Annotated in this window: 13 protein-coding genes; 3 read left to right on the forward strand and 10 right to left on the reverse strand. The window is 66.0% G+C overall.

The window, feature by feature from the left end; genetic code table 11:
* Positions 1-9 precede the first annotated feature (9 nt).
* The gene (locus B0G38_RS14290; protein WP_264670025.1) at positions 10-1,512 is read right to left on the reverse strand and encodes an MFS transporter; all 1,503 of its coding nucleotides are present in this window, start codon (positions 1,510-1,512) and stop codon (positions 10-12) included.
* An 88-nt stretch (positions 1,513-1,600) separates the two neighbouring features.
* Between B0G38_RS14290 and B0G38_RS23240 the strand changes: the two genes are divergently transcribed.
* Complete coding sequence (locus tag B0G38_RS23240) at positions 1,601-2,257, forward strand: TetR/AcrR family transcriptional regulator (protein WP_319801252.1); 657 nt, start codon at positions 1,601-1,603, stop codon at positions 2,255-2,257.
* On the opposite strand, the gene trxB is transcribed toward B0G38_RS23240, so the two are convergent.
* Together trxB and B0G38_RS14305 are read right to left on the reverse strand one after the other, a co-directional pair.
* A complete protein-coding gene (gene trxB, locus B0G38_RS14300; RefSeq protein ID WP_413542071.1) occupies positions 2,188-3,162 on the reverse strand; it encodes a thioredoxin-disulfide reductase in 975 nt (324 codons plus the stop codon). The genes B0G38_RS23240 and trxB overlap by 70 nt on opposite strands.
* Before the next feature lie 32 nt (positions 3,163-3,194).
* The gene (locus B0G38_RS14305) at positions 3,195-3,629 is read right to left on the reverse strand and encodes an arsenate reductase ArsC (RefSeq protein WP_264670095.1); all 435 of its coding nucleotides are present in this window, start codon (positions 3,627-3,629) and stop codon (positions 3,195-3,197) included.
* Between the two features lie 202 nt (positions 3,630-3,831).
* On the opposite strand from B0G38_RS14305, the gene B0G38_RS14310 reads away from it, so the two are divergent.
* Positions 3,832-4,254: an arsenate-mycothiol transferase ArsC gene (locus B0G38_RS14310; protein ID WP_264670026.1), complete on the forward strand. Its 423-nt coding sequence runs from the start codon at positions 3,832-3,834 to the stop codon at positions 4,252-4,254.
* A gap of 92 nt (positions 4,255-4,346) precedes the next feature.
* On the opposite strand, the gene xdhC is transcribed toward B0G38_RS14310, so the two are convergent.
* From xdhC to B0G38_RS14325, 3 genes are read right to left on the reverse strand one after another with little or no spacing between them, the layout of a single operon-like run.
* Positions 4,347-5,153, reverse strand: coding sequence for a xanthine dehydrogenase accessory protein XdhC (gene xdhC, locus B0G38_RS14315; RefSeq protein WP_264670027.1), 807 nt, complete (start codon positions 5,151-5,153; stop codon positions 4,347-4,349).
* Position 5,154: 1 nt separating this feature from the next.
* The gene (gene xdhB / locus B0G38_RS14320; RefSeq protein WP_264670028.1) at positions 5,155-7,560 is read right to left on the reverse strand and encodes a xanthine dehydrogenase molybdopterin binding subunit; all 2,406 of its coding nucleotides are present in this window, start codon (positions 7,558-7,560) and stop codon (positions 5,155-5,157) included.
* Positions 7,557-9,059: a xanthine dehydrogenase small subunit gene (locus B0G38_RS14325; RefSeq protein ID WP_264670029.1), complete on the reverse strand. Its 1,503-nt coding sequence runs from the start codon at positions 9,057-9,059 to the stop codon at positions 7,557-7,559. The genes xdhB and B0G38_RS14325 overlap by 4 nt, the downstream gene beginning before the upstream one ends.
* Positions 9,060-9,279: 220 nt before the next feature.
* Between B0G38_RS14325 and B0G38_RS14330 the strand changes: the two genes are divergently transcribed.
* Positions 9,280-10,764 (forward strand): mannitol dehydrogenase family protein, encoded by a 1,485-nt coding sequence (locus B0G38_RS14330; protein WP_264670030.1) that lies wholly within the window; start codon positions 9,280-9,282, stop codon positions 10,762-10,764.
* 72 nt (positions 10,765-10,836) lie between these two features.
* On the opposite strand, the gene B0G38_RS14335 is transcribed toward B0G38_RS14330, so the two are convergent.
* The 4 genes from B0G38_RS14335 to B0G38_RS14350 all read right to left on the reverse strand — a co-directional run bounded on the left by B0G38_RS14335 (position 10,837) and on the right by B0G38_RS14350 (position 14,174).
* Entirely contained in the window at positions 10,837-11,406 is a 570-nt protein-coding gene (locus B0G38_RS14335) for a DoxX family membrane protein (RefSeq protein ID WP_264670031.1), read from the reverse strand.
* A gap of 407 nt (positions 11,407-11,813) precedes the next feature.
* Positions 11,814-12,098: an FGGY-family carbohydrate kinase gene (locus B0G38_RS14340; protein ID WP_264670032.1), complete on the reverse strand. Its 285-nt coding sequence runs from the start codon at positions 12,096-12,098 to the stop codon at positions 11,814-11,816.
* Positions 11,983-13,221: an FGGY family carbohydrate kinase gene (locus B0G38_RS14345; RefSeq protein WP_264670033.1), complete on the reverse strand. Its 1,239-nt coding sequence runs from the start codon at positions 13,219-13,221 to the stop codon at positions 11,983-11,985. Before B0G38_RS14345 ends, B0G38_RS14340 begins: the two co-directional genes overlap by 116 nt.
* Positions 13,218-14,174: a sugar-binding transcriptional regulator gene (locus tag B0G38_RS14350; RefSeq protein WP_264670034.1), complete on the reverse strand. Its 957-nt coding sequence runs from the start codon at positions 14,172-14,174 to the stop codon at positions 13,218-13,220. The genes B0G38_RS14345 and B0G38_RS14350 overlap by 4 nt, the downstream gene beginning before the upstream one ends.
* Between the last annotated feature and the right edge of the window lie 45 nt (positions 14,175-14,219).

The raw sequence follows: 14,219 nt of genomic DNA on the forward strand, positions 1-14,219 counted from the left end.
GCCCAGGAATCAGGACTGGGCGTCGCGCAAGGTGCGGAAGGCCAGCCAGGCCGCGGCAACCATCAGCACGGACGCGATTCCGGCCGTGACCGTGACGCCGCTGTCGAAGGCGTGGAATGCCGACTCCAGTAGTGAGTCCGCGGTTCCGCCGGGAAGTTCGGCGGCAGTGTTGATGGCGCCGCCCAAGGTCTCGCTGGCTATCGCCTGCTGCGCCGCGGTGAGGTTTGCGGGCAGGTCGATGTTCTGCCGGTAGGCCGCCACCAGGATGCTGCCGAGCACCGCGGTGCCGAAGACCGAGCCCACCTCGTAGGCGGTTTCGGAAACCGCAGACGCCGCACCGGCCTTGGCCGCCGGGACGCTGGAGAGGATCAGGTCATTGGAGAGTGTTTCCGAAGCGCCCACGCCCGCGCCGAGTACGGCGAAGGCCAGCATAAGGTTTCCGGCCGAGGCGCCGGGGGCTGCGGCCACCATCCAGTAGGCCGTCGCCGAGAGCAGCAGTGCGACGGACACCACCAGGTGCGGGCGGACCCGGCGCACCAGCGGCACCACCAGCAGGCCGGCAATGATGGTGATCGCGAGGCCGGGCAGCAGCACCAGTCCGGCATCCAGAGGGCTCAGCCCAAGGATCAGCTGCAGGTGCTGGGACACGAAGTACAGGAAGCCGACCAGCGAGAACACCGCCAGCAGGTTGACCAGCACCGCGCCGGTGAACGGCCGGACCGTGAAAAGCCGCACGTCCAGCATCGGCTGGTGCCGGCGAAGCTGGCGCCGGGTGAACAGCCAACCGGCGGTCACTCCAAGCGCGGCAATGGCCAGCGTCGCCATGAGGTTGCCGCCGTTGGCGAGGTTCTTGATGGCGTAGACCACCGGCAGCATCGTGGCGATGGAAAGGAAAATGCTCCAAATATCGACGGCGCCCGGTGCCGGATCCTTGGACTCCGGCACGAAGAGCGGGGTCATGACGAGCATCAGCACCAACACCGGTACGGCCAGCAGGAACACGGAGCCCCACCAGAAGTGCTCCAGCAGCAGTCCGCCCAGGATCGGGCCCAGCGCGGCACCGGCGGAGAAGCCGGCGGCCCAGACCGCGATGGCCAGGCGGCGCTGCCCGCGGTCGGTGAAGATGTTGCGGATCAGGGAAAGCGTGGCCGGCATCAGCATGGCACCGAAGACGCCCAAGCCGGCACGCGCGGCCACCAGCACCTCGGCGCTGGGGGCGAAGGCCGCCAGCACAGAAAAGACGGCAAAACCCACGGCACCCGTGATCAGCATGCGCCTGCGGCCGAACCGGTCGCCCAGGCTCCCCATGGCAACCAGCAGGCCCGCGAGCACCAATGGATAGATGTCGATAATCCAGAGCAGGGTGGTCCCGCTGGTGTTGAACTCCAGCGAGATGGCAGGCAGGGCAAAGCTCAGCACCGTATTGTCGACGGCGACCAGCAGCACGGGCAGCATGAGCGCTGCCAGGGCGGTCCATTCTTTGCGGCCGGCACGTTGGGTGATGGTGAGCATAGTGCACCTCCTGAAAAATTGCGGGGATGCATCTACTGTACCGGCTGGACGGTTTAGCGGCAAGCCGATCGAAAGCTAGGATGGATGGATGGCCAGTGCAAAAGACCGGATCCTTGACAGCTTTGAAGACATCCTCATCAAGGAGGGCGAACGGGCCGCCACCATGGACGCCGTTGCGGCGGCGGCAGGGGTGTCCAAGGGCGGGCTGCTCTACCACTTCCCGTCCAAGGAGGCCATGGTGGAAGGGCTCTGCGCGCGGCTCGCGGTCCTGACGGCGGAAGATGCTGAGAAGATCGGCAAGGCGCCGGAGGGGGCGGCCCGCTATTACGTCCGCACGTCCTTGTATATGGATTCGCCGTTGGACCGGGCCATTGTTGCCGTGGCGCGCCTGGTGCAGCAGGGGCATCCCGCGGCGGCGCAGACCTTTGCGCATATCGAGGCTCTCTGGCTGGATGCGCTGGAAAAGGCCCTCGGCAGCAGGCCGGTCGCACAGGCCATCAAGCTGATGGGGGGACGGGCTCTATTACAGCGCTACCTTTTTCGCGGGGGCCGGCCAGCCCGCCAAGGTTACCGCAGCAGAGCTGGAAGCGCTGCTGGAGCAGGTGGACGCCCTCGTGGAACGCAGCTGACCTTGAATGCCTTGCCTTCCGGCCTGGTCAGCTCGACACGTGAGCGTCAGGCATGGGTTTCCTCTTCCACCAGGGCGGTGGCGATGCTGTCCGAATCTTCCAGCGCGGCTAGGTAGCGTTCGGCGTCGAGCGCGGCCGAGCAGCCGGTGCCCGCGGCGGTGATGGCCTGCCGGTAGCGGTGGTCCACGGCGTCGCCACAAGCGAAAACGCCCCGCTGGCTGGTCACGGTGGTGGGGGAGTCCACCTTAATGTAGCCCTCCGCATCCAGATCGATCTGGCCCTTGACCAGTTCGGTCCGCGGCAGGTGCCCAATGGCCACGAAAATCCCCGTGGCGGACAGTTCGCGCGTAGCCCCGGTGATGGTGTCAGTCAGCGTCACGCCGGAGACCTTGCCGTCGCCGTGGATGGCGGAAACGGTGCTGTTCCACTCGAAGCGGATCTTCTCGTTGTCCCGCGCCCGCTGCGCCATGATCTTCGACGCCCGCAAGGCATCCCGGCGAACGACGACGGTGACGGACTTCCCGAACCGCGTCAGGAAAAGCGCTTCCTCCATGGCCGAATCCCCGCCGCCGACGACGATGATGTCCTGCTCGCGGAAGAAGAACCCGTCGCAGGTGGCGCACCAGGAAACCCCGTGGCCGGAGAACTTCTTTTCCTCCGGCAGGCCCAGCTCCTTGTAGGCGGAGCCGGTAGCCAGGATGACCGCCGGTGCCTGGTAGACGTTCTCGCCGGTGGTGACCACTTCTTTAAGGTGGCCTTCGAGCGAGACGGAAGAGACGTCGTCGTACTCAATGGTGGCACCGAACCTTGCCGCCTGCTGCTGCAGGTTCTCCATCAGCTCCGGGCCCTGGATACCCTCGGGAAAACCCGGGAAGTTCTCCACGTCGGTAGTGTTCATCAGCGCGCCGCCCGCGGTCACCGCGCCGGCGATCACACGGGGTTCCAGCCCGGCCCGTGCGGCGTAGATCGCCGCGGTGTAGCCCGCGGGGCCGGAGCCGATGATGATGATCTTCTCGCTCATGATGTTTCTCCTTCGGGTGCCGTCGCCGCGGGCTAGCTGGCGTCCGGGTGCAGCGCGGGGAGCAGGCCGGATACCAGGTTCTGAACCCGGGCCTTGATATCGTCGCGCAGGACGCGGGCGGCGCCAACGTCCTTGCCGGCTGGCTCCGTCAGCTCCCAGTCCTCGTACTTCCGGCCGGGGATGACCGGGACATCGTCGCCGCCGCCCAAGGTGATGACCATGTTGGCGTCGTGGAGCTGCTCCGTAGTGAGCTGTTTGGTGGTGCGGCCGGAAATGTCGATTCCGTCCTCCGCCATGGCTTCCACCACCGCGGGATTGACCGCTTTTGCCGGCCGGGATCCGGCGGACCGGACGTCGATGGCGCCCCTGGACAGGTGCTCCAGGTAGGCGGCGGCCATTTGCGAGCGGCCCGCGTTGTGGACGCAGACGAAGAGGACGGTGGGCTTGTGGCTGTTGGTCTCGGTCATGGCGGGTCCTTTGCTTCTGCCGGCGGTGCCTCTGGGGTGAAGAAACGTTCCGGCGCGGGCTGTATAGACCAGTGCAACAAGAACCGCGGCTACTATCAAGAGCCTTCGCCTTCCCGGCCGGCGCGAAGACCCTCCCGGCAGCCAATCTGGGCATAATGGACTTCACGTCCCTCTTCGGAATCCGCCTGCAGAAAGCGACCCCATGACCCCTCAGCCAGCTAAGCCCAGCGTCCTCTTCGTCTGCTCCTCCAACAGCGGCAAGTCCCCGATGGCCGCCGGTTTGATGGAAAAACTGGCCAACGGCACGGTGGGGGTGCACTCGTGCGGCACCAAACCCGGGACCGCGGTCAACCAGGAATCGGCCGAGGCGCTGCTCGAAAAGGGCATCGACATCAGCGCAGGGACGCCCACTGCGGTGACCGAAGAAGCGCAGCGGGCGGCCGACGTCGTCGTTATTCTGGGCACCAACGCGCAGCTGGAGGAGGTGCCGGGCACGCGCTACGAGCGTTGGGAAATCGGCGAACCGAGCCTGCGCGACATCCATGGCATGGAACGGATGCGCCTGGTCCGCGACGAGATCGACGCCCGCGTGCACCGGCTCTACGAAGAGCTCGTCGGCGAGTAGGCGAAGACCACAACTAACGACGACGGCGGGAGGTCCCATAATGGGGCCGCCCGTCTGTGCTTGGGGGGATACGCACCGAACCGCGCGAGCTGTCAGACGGCCAGGTGCTTCGACAGGGCCGGGAGCAGGCTGGCCGCTGCGCTGACGGCGATGGCGGCCGGGTCTTTACCGGGCAGGCCGGGAAGCCCGATCGGGCAACTGATGGTGTCGATGACGTCGGCCTCATGCCCCTCGGCCTGTAGTTTCTGGCGGAACCTGGACCACTTGGCCGAGGAGCCGATGAGACCCACCGAGCCGAGGTCGCCGCGGCGCAGCGCGGCGTCGCACAGCAGGAAGTCTTCGGCATGGTCGTGGGTCATGATGAACACGTGCGAGCCCGGCGGCAGGGTGCCCAAGGTGGAATCCGGGACAGGGCTGTGCTGGGGGTGGACTTCGGCCGGCCCCGCCAGGACGTCGGCGAGGCGGGCGGGATCAAGCTGGTCGGCCCTGCTGTCCACAAGCTGCAGTTCGATCGGCAGCCGGGAAAGGATCCGGGCCAGCTCGTGGCCCACGTGCCCTATGCCGAAGATGGCAACGGTGGCACGGGCTGGAAACGGCTCGAGGAGAACACTGACTGCTCCTCCACAGCACTGCTGCCCGTGCTCGGTGACGGCATGTTCATTGAGCGGGAACGGCAGGCTCTCCGGGACCGTGCCTCCTGCCCGGAGCATCGCGCGGGCCCGGTCGATGACCGTTGCCTCGAGATTGCCGCCGCCGATGCTGCCCCAGGTGGACTCGGCGCCGACCACCATCTTTGCTCCCGCCTCCCGCGGGGCATGGCCCCGCGCCTCGGTGACCGTAGCCAGGACGCTGGGCAGGCCAGCCGAGCGCAGATCCTGCAGCGCCTGCAGCCAGTCCATCTCAGCCTGCCGCGGTAGTAACAGATGAAGGCGAGGACGCGTCCTCGGCCTGACTCCCGCCGTCGGAAGCCTTTGAGGTTGTCTCCCGCGCTGCCTGGATCGCCCAGAAGACCGCCTCGGGCGTGGCCGGGCTGGCGAGTTCGACCGGCCGGTCCCCAGCTCCGAACGCAGCTACCGCCTGGCGCAGGGCCTCCCTGACGCTGAAGGCGAGCATGAGCGGCGGTTCACCCACCGCTTTGGAGCCGTAGACGACCCCGCTTTCGGTGGCCTGCTCGAAAAGGTGCACGTTGAACTCCTCGGGCATCTCCGAGAAGCTGGGCAGCTTGTAGGTGCTGGCGGACTGCGTCGCCAGACGGCCCCGGTGCTCGCCGTCGGACTCGTCCCAGCGCAGTTCCTCGAGCGTCAGCCACCCGGCACCCTGGACGAAGCCGCCCTCGATCTGGCCGAGGTCGATGAGCGGCGAGAGGCTGTCGCCGACGTCGTGGACAATGTCCGTCCGCAGTTGGCGGTAGGCGCCGGTGAAGCCGTCCACTTCTACCTCGGAAACGGCCGCCCCGTAAGCGAAGTACTTGAACGGCTCGCCTTGCATGCGGGCGCTGTCCCAGTGCAGTCCCGAGGTGCGGTAATAGCCGGCGGCCCAGATCGGAATCCGCTGGAAGTAGGCGTCGTTGGCCAGATCGGCGAAGGCAATGTGCCTGTCATGAAAGCCGATCCCGGTCACCTTGCCGTCGGCGAACCGGACGTCATCGGGGTGGATATTCATCTTGCGGGCCGCCACCTCGGCCAGCCGCGCGCTGATTTGCTCGCAGGCGTCCTTGATGGCCCCGCCATTGAGATCGGCGCCGGAGCTGGCGGCCGTCGCCGACGTGTTCGGTACCTTGTCCGTGCGGGTCGGGGCCAGACGGATGAAATCCAGCGGAACTCCCAAGGCGGTGGCGGCCACCTGGCGCATTTTGGTGTGCAGGCCCTGGCCCATTTCCGTGCCGCCGTGATTGATCAGGACGGAGCCGTCCTTATATACGTGCACGAGTGCGCCGGCTTGATTAAAGGCGGTGAGGTTGAACGAGATACCGAACTTCACCGGAGTGATGGCGAGGGCGCGTCTGTTGTGCGGGTGGCCGGCATTGAACACGTCGATCTCTTCGCGTCGGCGCCCGACGTCGGCACGTTCCAGCAGGGTTTGCCAGATGGTATGCAGCCGCTCGGCATGGCGGACCGGCTGGCCGTACGGGGTGCTCTGCCCGGCAGTGTAGAGGTTGCGCTGCCGCAGCTCGCCGGGGTCGAGTCCCAGTACCGGAGCGGCTCTGCCCAGGACCTCCTCGATGAGGAACATGCCTTGTGGACCACCGAAGCCGCGGAATGCGGTCTGGGAAGTCTTGTTGGTCTTCGCGATCCGGCCATCGACGTGCACGTTGGGAATCCAGTAGGAATTGTCCACGTGGCACAGCGCGCGGGTCAGTACCGGCTCCGAAAGATCAAGGCTCCACCCGCCGTCGCTCGTCAGCGTAGCCTTCAGCGCCTGGATGCGGCCGTCCTGGTCGAAACCGGCTTCCCATCTGGCGTGGAACGGGTGGCGCTTGCCCGTCAGGGTGATGTCCTGCGTGCGGTTAAGTCGCAGGCGCACCGGCCGGCCGGTGAGAACCGCGCCCAGCGCCGCGACGGCGGCGAAACCGTGGGGCTGCATTTCCTTGCCGCCGAAGCCGCCGCCCATGCGCAGGCACTGGACGGTGACGTCGTGGTTGTGCCGGCCCAGCACGTGCGCCACGATTTCCTGCGTCTCCGAGGGATGCTGCGTGCTGCTGTGGATAAAGATCTGTCCGCCCTCATCGAGGTACGCGAACGATGCGTGGGTCTCCAGATAGAAGTGCTCCTGGCCGCCGTACTCGATCTCGCCGGAAAACCGGTGTGCAGCTCCCTCCAGGGCCGCGTTGGCGTCGCCCCTGCTAAGGGTCGGCTGGTGGCCCTGGAAGCTTTCCGCCTCGATGGCCTCAGTGAGTGTCAGCAGCGAGGGGAGCCGGTCGTAGCTGACGTCGACTGCCTCCGCCCCCAGCCGCGCAGCCTCGGGCGTTTCGCCCAGCACCCAGCAGACGGCATGGCCGTAGTACATGACCTCGGTGGGAAAAAGCGGCTCGTCATGCTTGGTCCCGGCGTCGTTGACGCCGGGAACATCCGCTCCGGTCAGCACCCGGACTACTCCCGGGACCTGCAGCGCGGGTTCGGTCCGCAAGGAAGTCACGACGGCGTGGGCATGCGGTGCCTGGACGGGCCAGGCATGCAGCACATTCTGGCGGCCGACGATGAGGTCATCGGTGTAAAGGGCCGTACCCGTGACATGCAGCGCGGCGGATTCGTGCGGGACCGTCAGACCGACGACGGGATTGACTGGGCGGTCGGCAAGGGATTTCATCGAGCTACCTCCACAGCGGATGCTGTTTCCGCATAAAACTTGAGCAATGCCTGGCCGAGCATCGCCGAGCGATACTTGGCGCTCGCCCTCAAATCGTCGATCGGTGTGCCCTCGGCGGACATGACGGCGGCGGCAGCCTCGGCAGTTTCCGGCGTCCACGGCTGGCCCGCCAGCGACTGCTCCGTTCTGGTTGCGCGGATCGGCGTGGCCGCAACGCCGCCGACGCCTATCCGGATGGAGGAGACGGTGCAGCCGTCGAGTTGCATGGCGAAAGCGACGGCGACACTCGAAATGTCGTCAAAACGGCGCTTGGCGATTTTGTAGAAGGCGGTGCTCTCCGCGAGCGGCAGCGGGATCCGCACCGCGCGCAGGAGCTCGCCTGGTTTCTTGACGCTCTGGCGGTACCCGGTGAAGTATTCGGCAAGCGCGACTTCCCGCTCGCCGCTGGCGGAGGCCAGCACGACCGACGCGTCCAGCGCCAGCAGCGCCGGCGCGGAATCACCGATCGGCGACCCCGTCGCCAGATTGCCGCCCAGGCTTGCCGTATTGCGGATCAGCGGGGAGGCGAACTGGGGGAAGAGCTGGCTCAATAAAGGTACGCGGCCGGCGAGCCCGCGATCGATCTCGGTGAGGCTCAGTGCGGACCCAATGGTGATCCGATCGTTGCCGACCTCCAACATCCGCAGCGGCTCCAGCCGGTCGATGGCAAGGGTCAGCGGAGGCCGCGTGTGCCGCAGGTTCACCTCCACCCCGAGATCCGTGGCGCCGGCGACCAGCTTGGCCTCCGGATTCTGTTCGAGCAGGTCGAAGAGCTCCTCCATGGCCGCAGGCCTGACGAAGCGGGCGCCGTCGACAATTTTCTGGGTAGGACGAGCGGCAGGCGCGGGTCCACCCTGCCGGACAAGCAGCGGGTCGGAGCCATCGGGGGAGCCGAGCGCGTACGCCGCGTCCCGGATGGGGCGGTAGCCGGTGCAGCGGCACAGATTACCGCTCAGAGCATGCAGGTCAAAGCCGTTGGGCCCGCTTTCATGGTCGGTCGCATGCTCCTCGCCGGCCACCGCAGTCCCGGTCTGCGCCGCACTGGAGCGGGCAGCGTCCCGCTCCGGGCGGTAATACTCTGCGGCCATGGAACAGATGAACCCCGGCGTGCAGTAGCCGCACTGGGCTCCACCGCGGTCCGCCATCTCGCGCTGAACGGGGTGCAGAGCCTCCTCGGCGCAGGGACCCGGTGCGGTACCGAGGCCCTCTGCGGTCACGATTTCCTGGCCGTCGAACGCCAAGGCAGGAGGCAGGCACGCGTTGATTGAGGTCCAGCGGCTTCGGTCGGCCCCGTCCGGGCGGGCCACGAGGACGGCGCACGCACCGCACTCACCCTCGGCGCAGCCCTCCTTCGCCCCGGTCAAGCCCTCTGTTCTCAACCAGTCGAGCAACCGGGTGTGCGGACCAGCCCCGCCGCAATCGCGCAGTTGGCCGTTGACCGTTATCTGGCTATCGTCCATGCCTCAATCTCCTCAGCGCCCTCGTTAGACGTGCCTTGAGAATCATCCTGTGACTCACACCATACTGCGCCACGCGTAGGTGTAAACCCGTCGCGTAGCCTTCAGGCGAAGTTGTTTGGGCGGGGATGTTTGACGGGCACACCACTGCTCATCTGAGCGACAGTGGAGGGCTCATATGATAGATTGGCGGAAAAGTAACCCAGCTCACAAGGTGGTTCCAATGTCATCGCTGAACGCGCGCACCCTCGCCGACCTTCCCCCGCAGCTAGCCAAGCCAACCTATGACCGTTCCCAGTTGACGGCCGGCATCGTCCACTTCGGAGTCGGCGGCTTCCACCGGGCGCACCAAGCCATGTATCTGGACCGGCTGATGAACCAGGGCAAAGCCTTCGACTGGGCCATCTGCGGCGTCGGCGTCCTGCCCGGCGACGCGCTCATGAAGAAGGTCATGGATGACCAGGACTGCCTCTACACACTGGTGATCAAGAACCCGGACGGCACACGCGAGGGGCGGGTCATCGGATCTATTGTCGAGTACCTGTTTGCCCCGGAAGATCCGGAGGCAGTGATCGAAAAAATGGCCTCGGAGCAGGTCCGAATCGTCTCCTTGACCATCACCGAGGGCGGCTACAACCTCCACCATGTGACCGGGGAGTTCGACGCCGGAAACCCTGCCGTGGCAGCCGACCTGGCGCCGGGCGCAACACCGGCAACCACCTTCGGGTTGGTGACGGAAGCCTTGGCCCGGCGCCGTGAGCGCGGCCTGCCGCCGTTTACGATCATGTCCTGCGACAACATCCAAGGCAACGGCGACGTCGCGAAGAAGATGTTCACCGCCTACGCCAGCCTCAAGAACCCCGAGCTGGGTTCCTGGATGGAGGCGAACATTGCCTTTCCCAACTCCATGGTGGACCGCATCACGCCCGTCACCACTGATGAGGACCGCGCCGCCATTGCCGAAGGGTTCGGCGTCGAAGATGCCTGGCCGGTGGTCTGCGAGGACTTCGAGCAGTGGGCGCTGGAAGACAACTTCCCGCAGGGCCGCCCGCCCTTTGAAGAGGCGGGCGTCCAGTTGGTCGACGACGTGGAGCCGTACGAACTGATGAAGCTCCGCCTGCTCAACGCGAGCCATCAGGGGCAGTGCTACTTCGGCTACCTCGCTGGCTACCGGTACGCCCACGAGGTGAGCCAGGACCCCGTTTTTGCGCAGTTCCTGCTGGACTACATGGATAAGGAAGCAACTCCCACGCTCCACCCGGTCCCCGGGATCGACTTGGACGCGTACAAACACAAGCTGATCGCGCGATTCTCCAACGAACATGTCCGCGACACCCTGGCCCGCCTTTGCGCGGAGAGCTCGGATCGCATTCCGAAATGGCTGGTGCCGGTCATTCGGGAAAACCTGAAGAACGACGGCGAAATCCACCGTTCCGCTGCGATTGTCGCCAGCTGGGCGCGTTATGCGGAGGGAACGGATGAGGCCGGCGAGGCGTTCGTCGTCGTCGACCCTCTGAAGGAACCCCTGATGGCGGCTGCGGCCAGGAACCGCGAGGACAGGCTGGCCTTCATCTCCCAACGGGAACTTTTCGGCGATCTGGTCGACGAGCCCCGGTTTGTCGAGGCGTACGCGGCGGCGTTGGGTTCGCTGCAGACGCGCGGGGCGAAGGCTACGGTCGCCGCGCTGGTTGAGGGCGGAGCTTGGTAGTTGGGTCGACGGACCTGCTGCGCCGTGAAGGGAGTTCCTGCCGTTCAGGAACTCCCTTCTGCGTCAGCGCAATCAGCGCAACCAGCGCAGGGACGGGGATGACATCAGGGCTGACCATTGGCGGCCCAGGCCAAAGGTGTTGCCGGCGCGGGTGGCGGCCAGCGCGATCATGGCCGCTGCGTATACGACGTGCTCGTCGATGACGGGATTGGATTTAAGCGGCAGCGAGGACAGCCACATCAGCACCATGAGTGCGGTGCCGCCGACAGCGGCCGCGCGGAGCGCGATGCCAAGAACCAGCGCCGTTCCGACGGCCAGCAGGCCGAGCATGAATGCCCAGTCCACGACCGGCGCACCAGCCAGCGGCTGGAACAGCCCGGCGAACGAACCCTTCATGCTGCCTAGGTAGCCGGCCGTGGGCGAGCCGCCGGCGATCCAGGCTTTTTCGGGGGTTGTGGCGAATCCAAGGCCAAAAGTCTTATCCAGAAAGGCCCACAAAAAGACCGACCCCAGCAGAATCCGCAATATTGCCAGCGGTCGGGCATGCCTCTGGGGTGCTGCCGGGCGCGTTTGCGCGGAGTCTGCGGTGGGAGTCGACGCTGTCAAGGTGGGGGTGGCCGATGTTTCTTGTACGGTCTGCATGATGATTTCTCCTGGGGAGGGAGGGGATGTTGACTTTGGGTGGGAGCGTCTGCCCGGCCGGTGCGAACTGTCCTGCACGACGCCGCGGTACCCTGGCCAGCCGCGGATCCCGGCTCGAACGCCGGTCGATTTGGTCCAGGAGAAGTCATGGCGACTCCTGCTTGGGCTGGCTCGTTTGGAAACGTACCGTCAGAAATTCCAATTAGGCAAATGTTCGATGACGTATTTCCCCCAGTGACACGCAGCAAAGTGTTTTTCCGCACGTTGTAGATGTGGCTTGTGCCAGTTCTGCATCCTGGAAAACCCAACGCTGAAGACATCACCGTGGGGCAGCGTTGGCTGAACCGCCGGCGACCTAAGCCAGGGATCGCTGTGTACCATGTGCGCTGCGGTCTCTCCCCGCGCGCTCAGAGTCCGTAGGCCGCCTGCCGGGCCTCGGCGTAACGTCCGCGCACCTCTGAACCCCAGCTGGAGTGCGCCTGCGGTTCAAAGGCTGCTTCAGTTACCGGCTTCCAGACCGGCAGCTCGCCGGTCACCGCCCATGCGGCCTGCCGCGCAGCCCCGAGCGCCACGTACTCACCTGCGGCCGGTACTTCCACCGGCACACCGAAGATGTTTGCAGCTGCCTGGCGCAAGGAGCGCGACTTCGATCCGCCGCCGATCAGGATCACTTTGTCCACCGGTCCGCCCATTGGCGCGCAGCAGTTCCTGGGCGTCGGCCAGCGAGTTCAGAACGGCGAGGACACCTGCCCGGGCGAGGTTCCCCGGCGTCATGTTCTCCCGCGTCATGCCGGTCAGGGTTCCGCGGGCATTTGGCAGGTTCGGTGTTCGCTCGCCGTCGAGATAGGGCAGCAGGGTCAGGCCGCCAGCGTCCGGCGCCGCGGCCAGCGCCAGCCGGTCCAGCTCGGGCAGGTCCACATTGAGCATCGCGGCAGTCGCCGTCATGACTCGGGCACAGTTGATCATGGCCAGCAGCGGCAGATGCTGGCCGGTTGCGTCCGCGAAACCGGCGACGGTGCCGCTGGGATCCCGGACCGGTTCCACCACAGAGGTGAACACCGTTCCGGAAGTGCCCACCGACACCACCACTTCACCGGGGTTGATGCCGAGTCCCAAGGCCGCGGCCGCGTTGTCACCGGCACCAGCGCCCGCTGCGGCCCGGTTAGTGCCCCACCGGTCCAGGAGATTGCCGCCGGTTTCGGCAGGACCAAGCACCGGTGGGAGTTCGGGAACGGCTCCGAAGAACTGCTCGAGCAGGTCTTTCCGGTATTCGCCGGTAATCGGGGAGTAGTAGGCCGTCCCGGACGCATCGCTGCGGTCCGTGAAATACTCCCCGGTAAGGCGGTGGTTGAGGTAATCATGCGGCAACACGACACGGGCAACCTTGGCCGCGAGCTCCGGTCGGTGCTGCGCGAGCCAGGCCAGCTTGGTCAGCGTAAAGGATGCGACGGGCACCAGATTGACGGCGTCGACCCAGGCCTCCGCTCCGAGCTCCGCCACCATCTGTCCGGCCGCGTCGGCACTGCGCGTATCGTTCCACAGCAGGGCGTCGTGGACCGGCTGGCGCTCTGCATCCAGCGCCACCATGCCGTGCTGCTGGGCCGCCACGCTGACGCCCGAAACTTCCTGGCCAAAGGTCCGGATGTCGGCGTCGTTCCATGCCTGGTCCAATGCAGTAGCCCAATGCGCCGGGTTAATGGAGGTGCCGTCCGGATGCGGCGCGGAGGCCGACGATAGGATCCTGCCGGTTTCGACGTCGACGGCGAGCACTTTGCAGGACTGGGTGGAGGAATCCACGCCGATAACAATGCTCATGCGCTCGGCACCGGCTTCCGGTGGAGCGAGTCCTCAAGAGCCCACGCGAGTTCCTCGTCGATTATCAGCGTGCCTACAATTCCGGCCTGGATGGCTGCGTGGACCGCGTCGGCGCGCGCTGCTCCCTGGGCTACTACAACCACATGCGGGGTGTGCCGGAGCTGTTCGAGCGTAACCGCGATGACGCGCTCGTCCAGCTCCGTCCGGACCGCCTGGCCGTCGGCGCTGATCAGCCGTCCGGAGCACTCCGCGACTGCCCCCGCTTCGACACCTGCGAGCCGGGTGGCGTTGTCCACCCGGTCCCAGACGGTGGAAATGCCTGCCCTCCAGCCGCCCAAGGCAACCATGGCCAAGTCCAGGGAATCCGCCTTGACCAGCGCCTGCGAGATTTCGGGCTGCCGCTTCAGGCCCTCAGCCGTTGCGGCGTTCTCCACTACCAGTGGAGCCCAGATCGGCCAGGTCGTGCCCTGGGTGACTTCCCCCAAGGTCCGGATCAGGTCAATGGAGCTTCGGCTCCCGGGGATGGGCAGGGCTCCGGCGAGTTGAACCAGGTCGCAGTCCGGGAGTTCGGTGATATGCCGGGCCGCAAGATCCAGGGTGCGGGACCACGAGATGCCGACCGTAGCGCCCTTGCTGGTCCGCTTCATGAGTTGCTCAGCCGCTGCTTCCGCCATCCGGTCGCGGGTCTGGTGGTCATCCGAGCCGGTCGGCGTCACGATCACGGATTCGACGCCGAGGTCCTGCTGGAGTGCCGACGCATCTGCCGCGGCAGTGGTATGGGGGAACACAACGTCAATCCTGACGATCCCTCTGGCGCGTGCTTCCTCCAGCAGCCTGGCCACTTGGAAGCGCGATACACCGTAGGTAGTGGCGATTTCGACCTTGGATTTGTTCTCCAGGTAATAGTCCCGGCCGATGTGGGCCAGGAGTTCGTCGTCGGAAGGCTGTGCCACTCGAGAAGACCTCCTTTTGTAACGAATGAGCAATTCGCTCTTGCT

It is taken from the genome of Crystallibacter permensis, from assembly GCF_025960875.1.
Lineage (GTDB): Bacteria > Actinomycetota > Actinomycetes > Actinomycetales > Micrococcaceae > Crystallibacter > Crystallibacter permensis.

Bases quoted from the DNA above. Each gene is read 5' to 3' on its own strand.
- B0G38_RS14335 (WP_264670031.1), bottom strand. From the start codon at position 11,406: ATGCAGACCGTACAAGAAACATCGGCCACCCCCACCTTGACAGCGTCG.
- trxB (WP_413542071.1), bottom strand. From the start codon at position 3,162: ATGAGCGAGAAGATCATCATCATCGGCTCCGGCCCCGCGGGCTACACC.
- B0G38_RS14305 (WP_264670095.1), bottom strand. From the start codon at position 3,629: ATGACCGAGACCAACAGCCACAAGCCCACCGTCCTCTTCGTCTGCGTC.
- B0G38_RS14345 (WP_264670033.1), bottom strand. From the start codon at position 13,221: ATGAGCATTGTTATCGGCGTGGATTCCTCCACCCAGTCCTGCAAAGTG.
- B0G38_RS14330 (WP_264670030.1), top strand. From the start codon at position 9,280: ATGTCATCGCTGAACGCGCGCACCCTCGCCGACCTTCCCCCGCAGCTA.
- B0G38_RS14310 (WP_264670026.1), top strand. From the start codon at position 3,832: ATGACCCCTCAGCCAGCTAAGCCCAGCGTCCTCTTCGTCTGCTCCTCC.
- xdhB (WP_264670028.1), bottom strand. From the start codon at position 7,560: ATGAAATCCCTTGCCGACCGCCCAGTCAATCCCGTCGTCGGTCTGACG.
- B0G38_RS14290 (WP_264670025.1), bottom strand. From the start codon at position 1,512: ATGCTCACCATCACCCAACGTGCCGGCCGCAAAGAATGGACCGCCCTG.
- B0G38_RS23240 (WP_319801252.1), top strand. From the start codon at position 1,601: ATGGCCAGTGCAAAAGACCGGATCCTTGACAGCTTTGAAGACATCCTC.
- B0G38_RS14340 (WP_264670032.1), bottom strand. From the start codon at position 12,098: ATGGGCGGACCGGTGGACAAAGTGATCCTGATCGGCGGCGGATCGAAG.
- xdhC (WP_264670027.1), bottom strand. From the start codon at position 5,153: ATGGACTGGCTGCAGGCGCTGCAGGATCTGCGCTCGGCTGGCCTGCCC.
- B0G38_RS14325 (WP_264670029.1), bottom strand. From the start codon at position 9,059: ATGGACGATAGCCAGATAACGGTCAACGGCCAACTGCGCGATTGCGGC.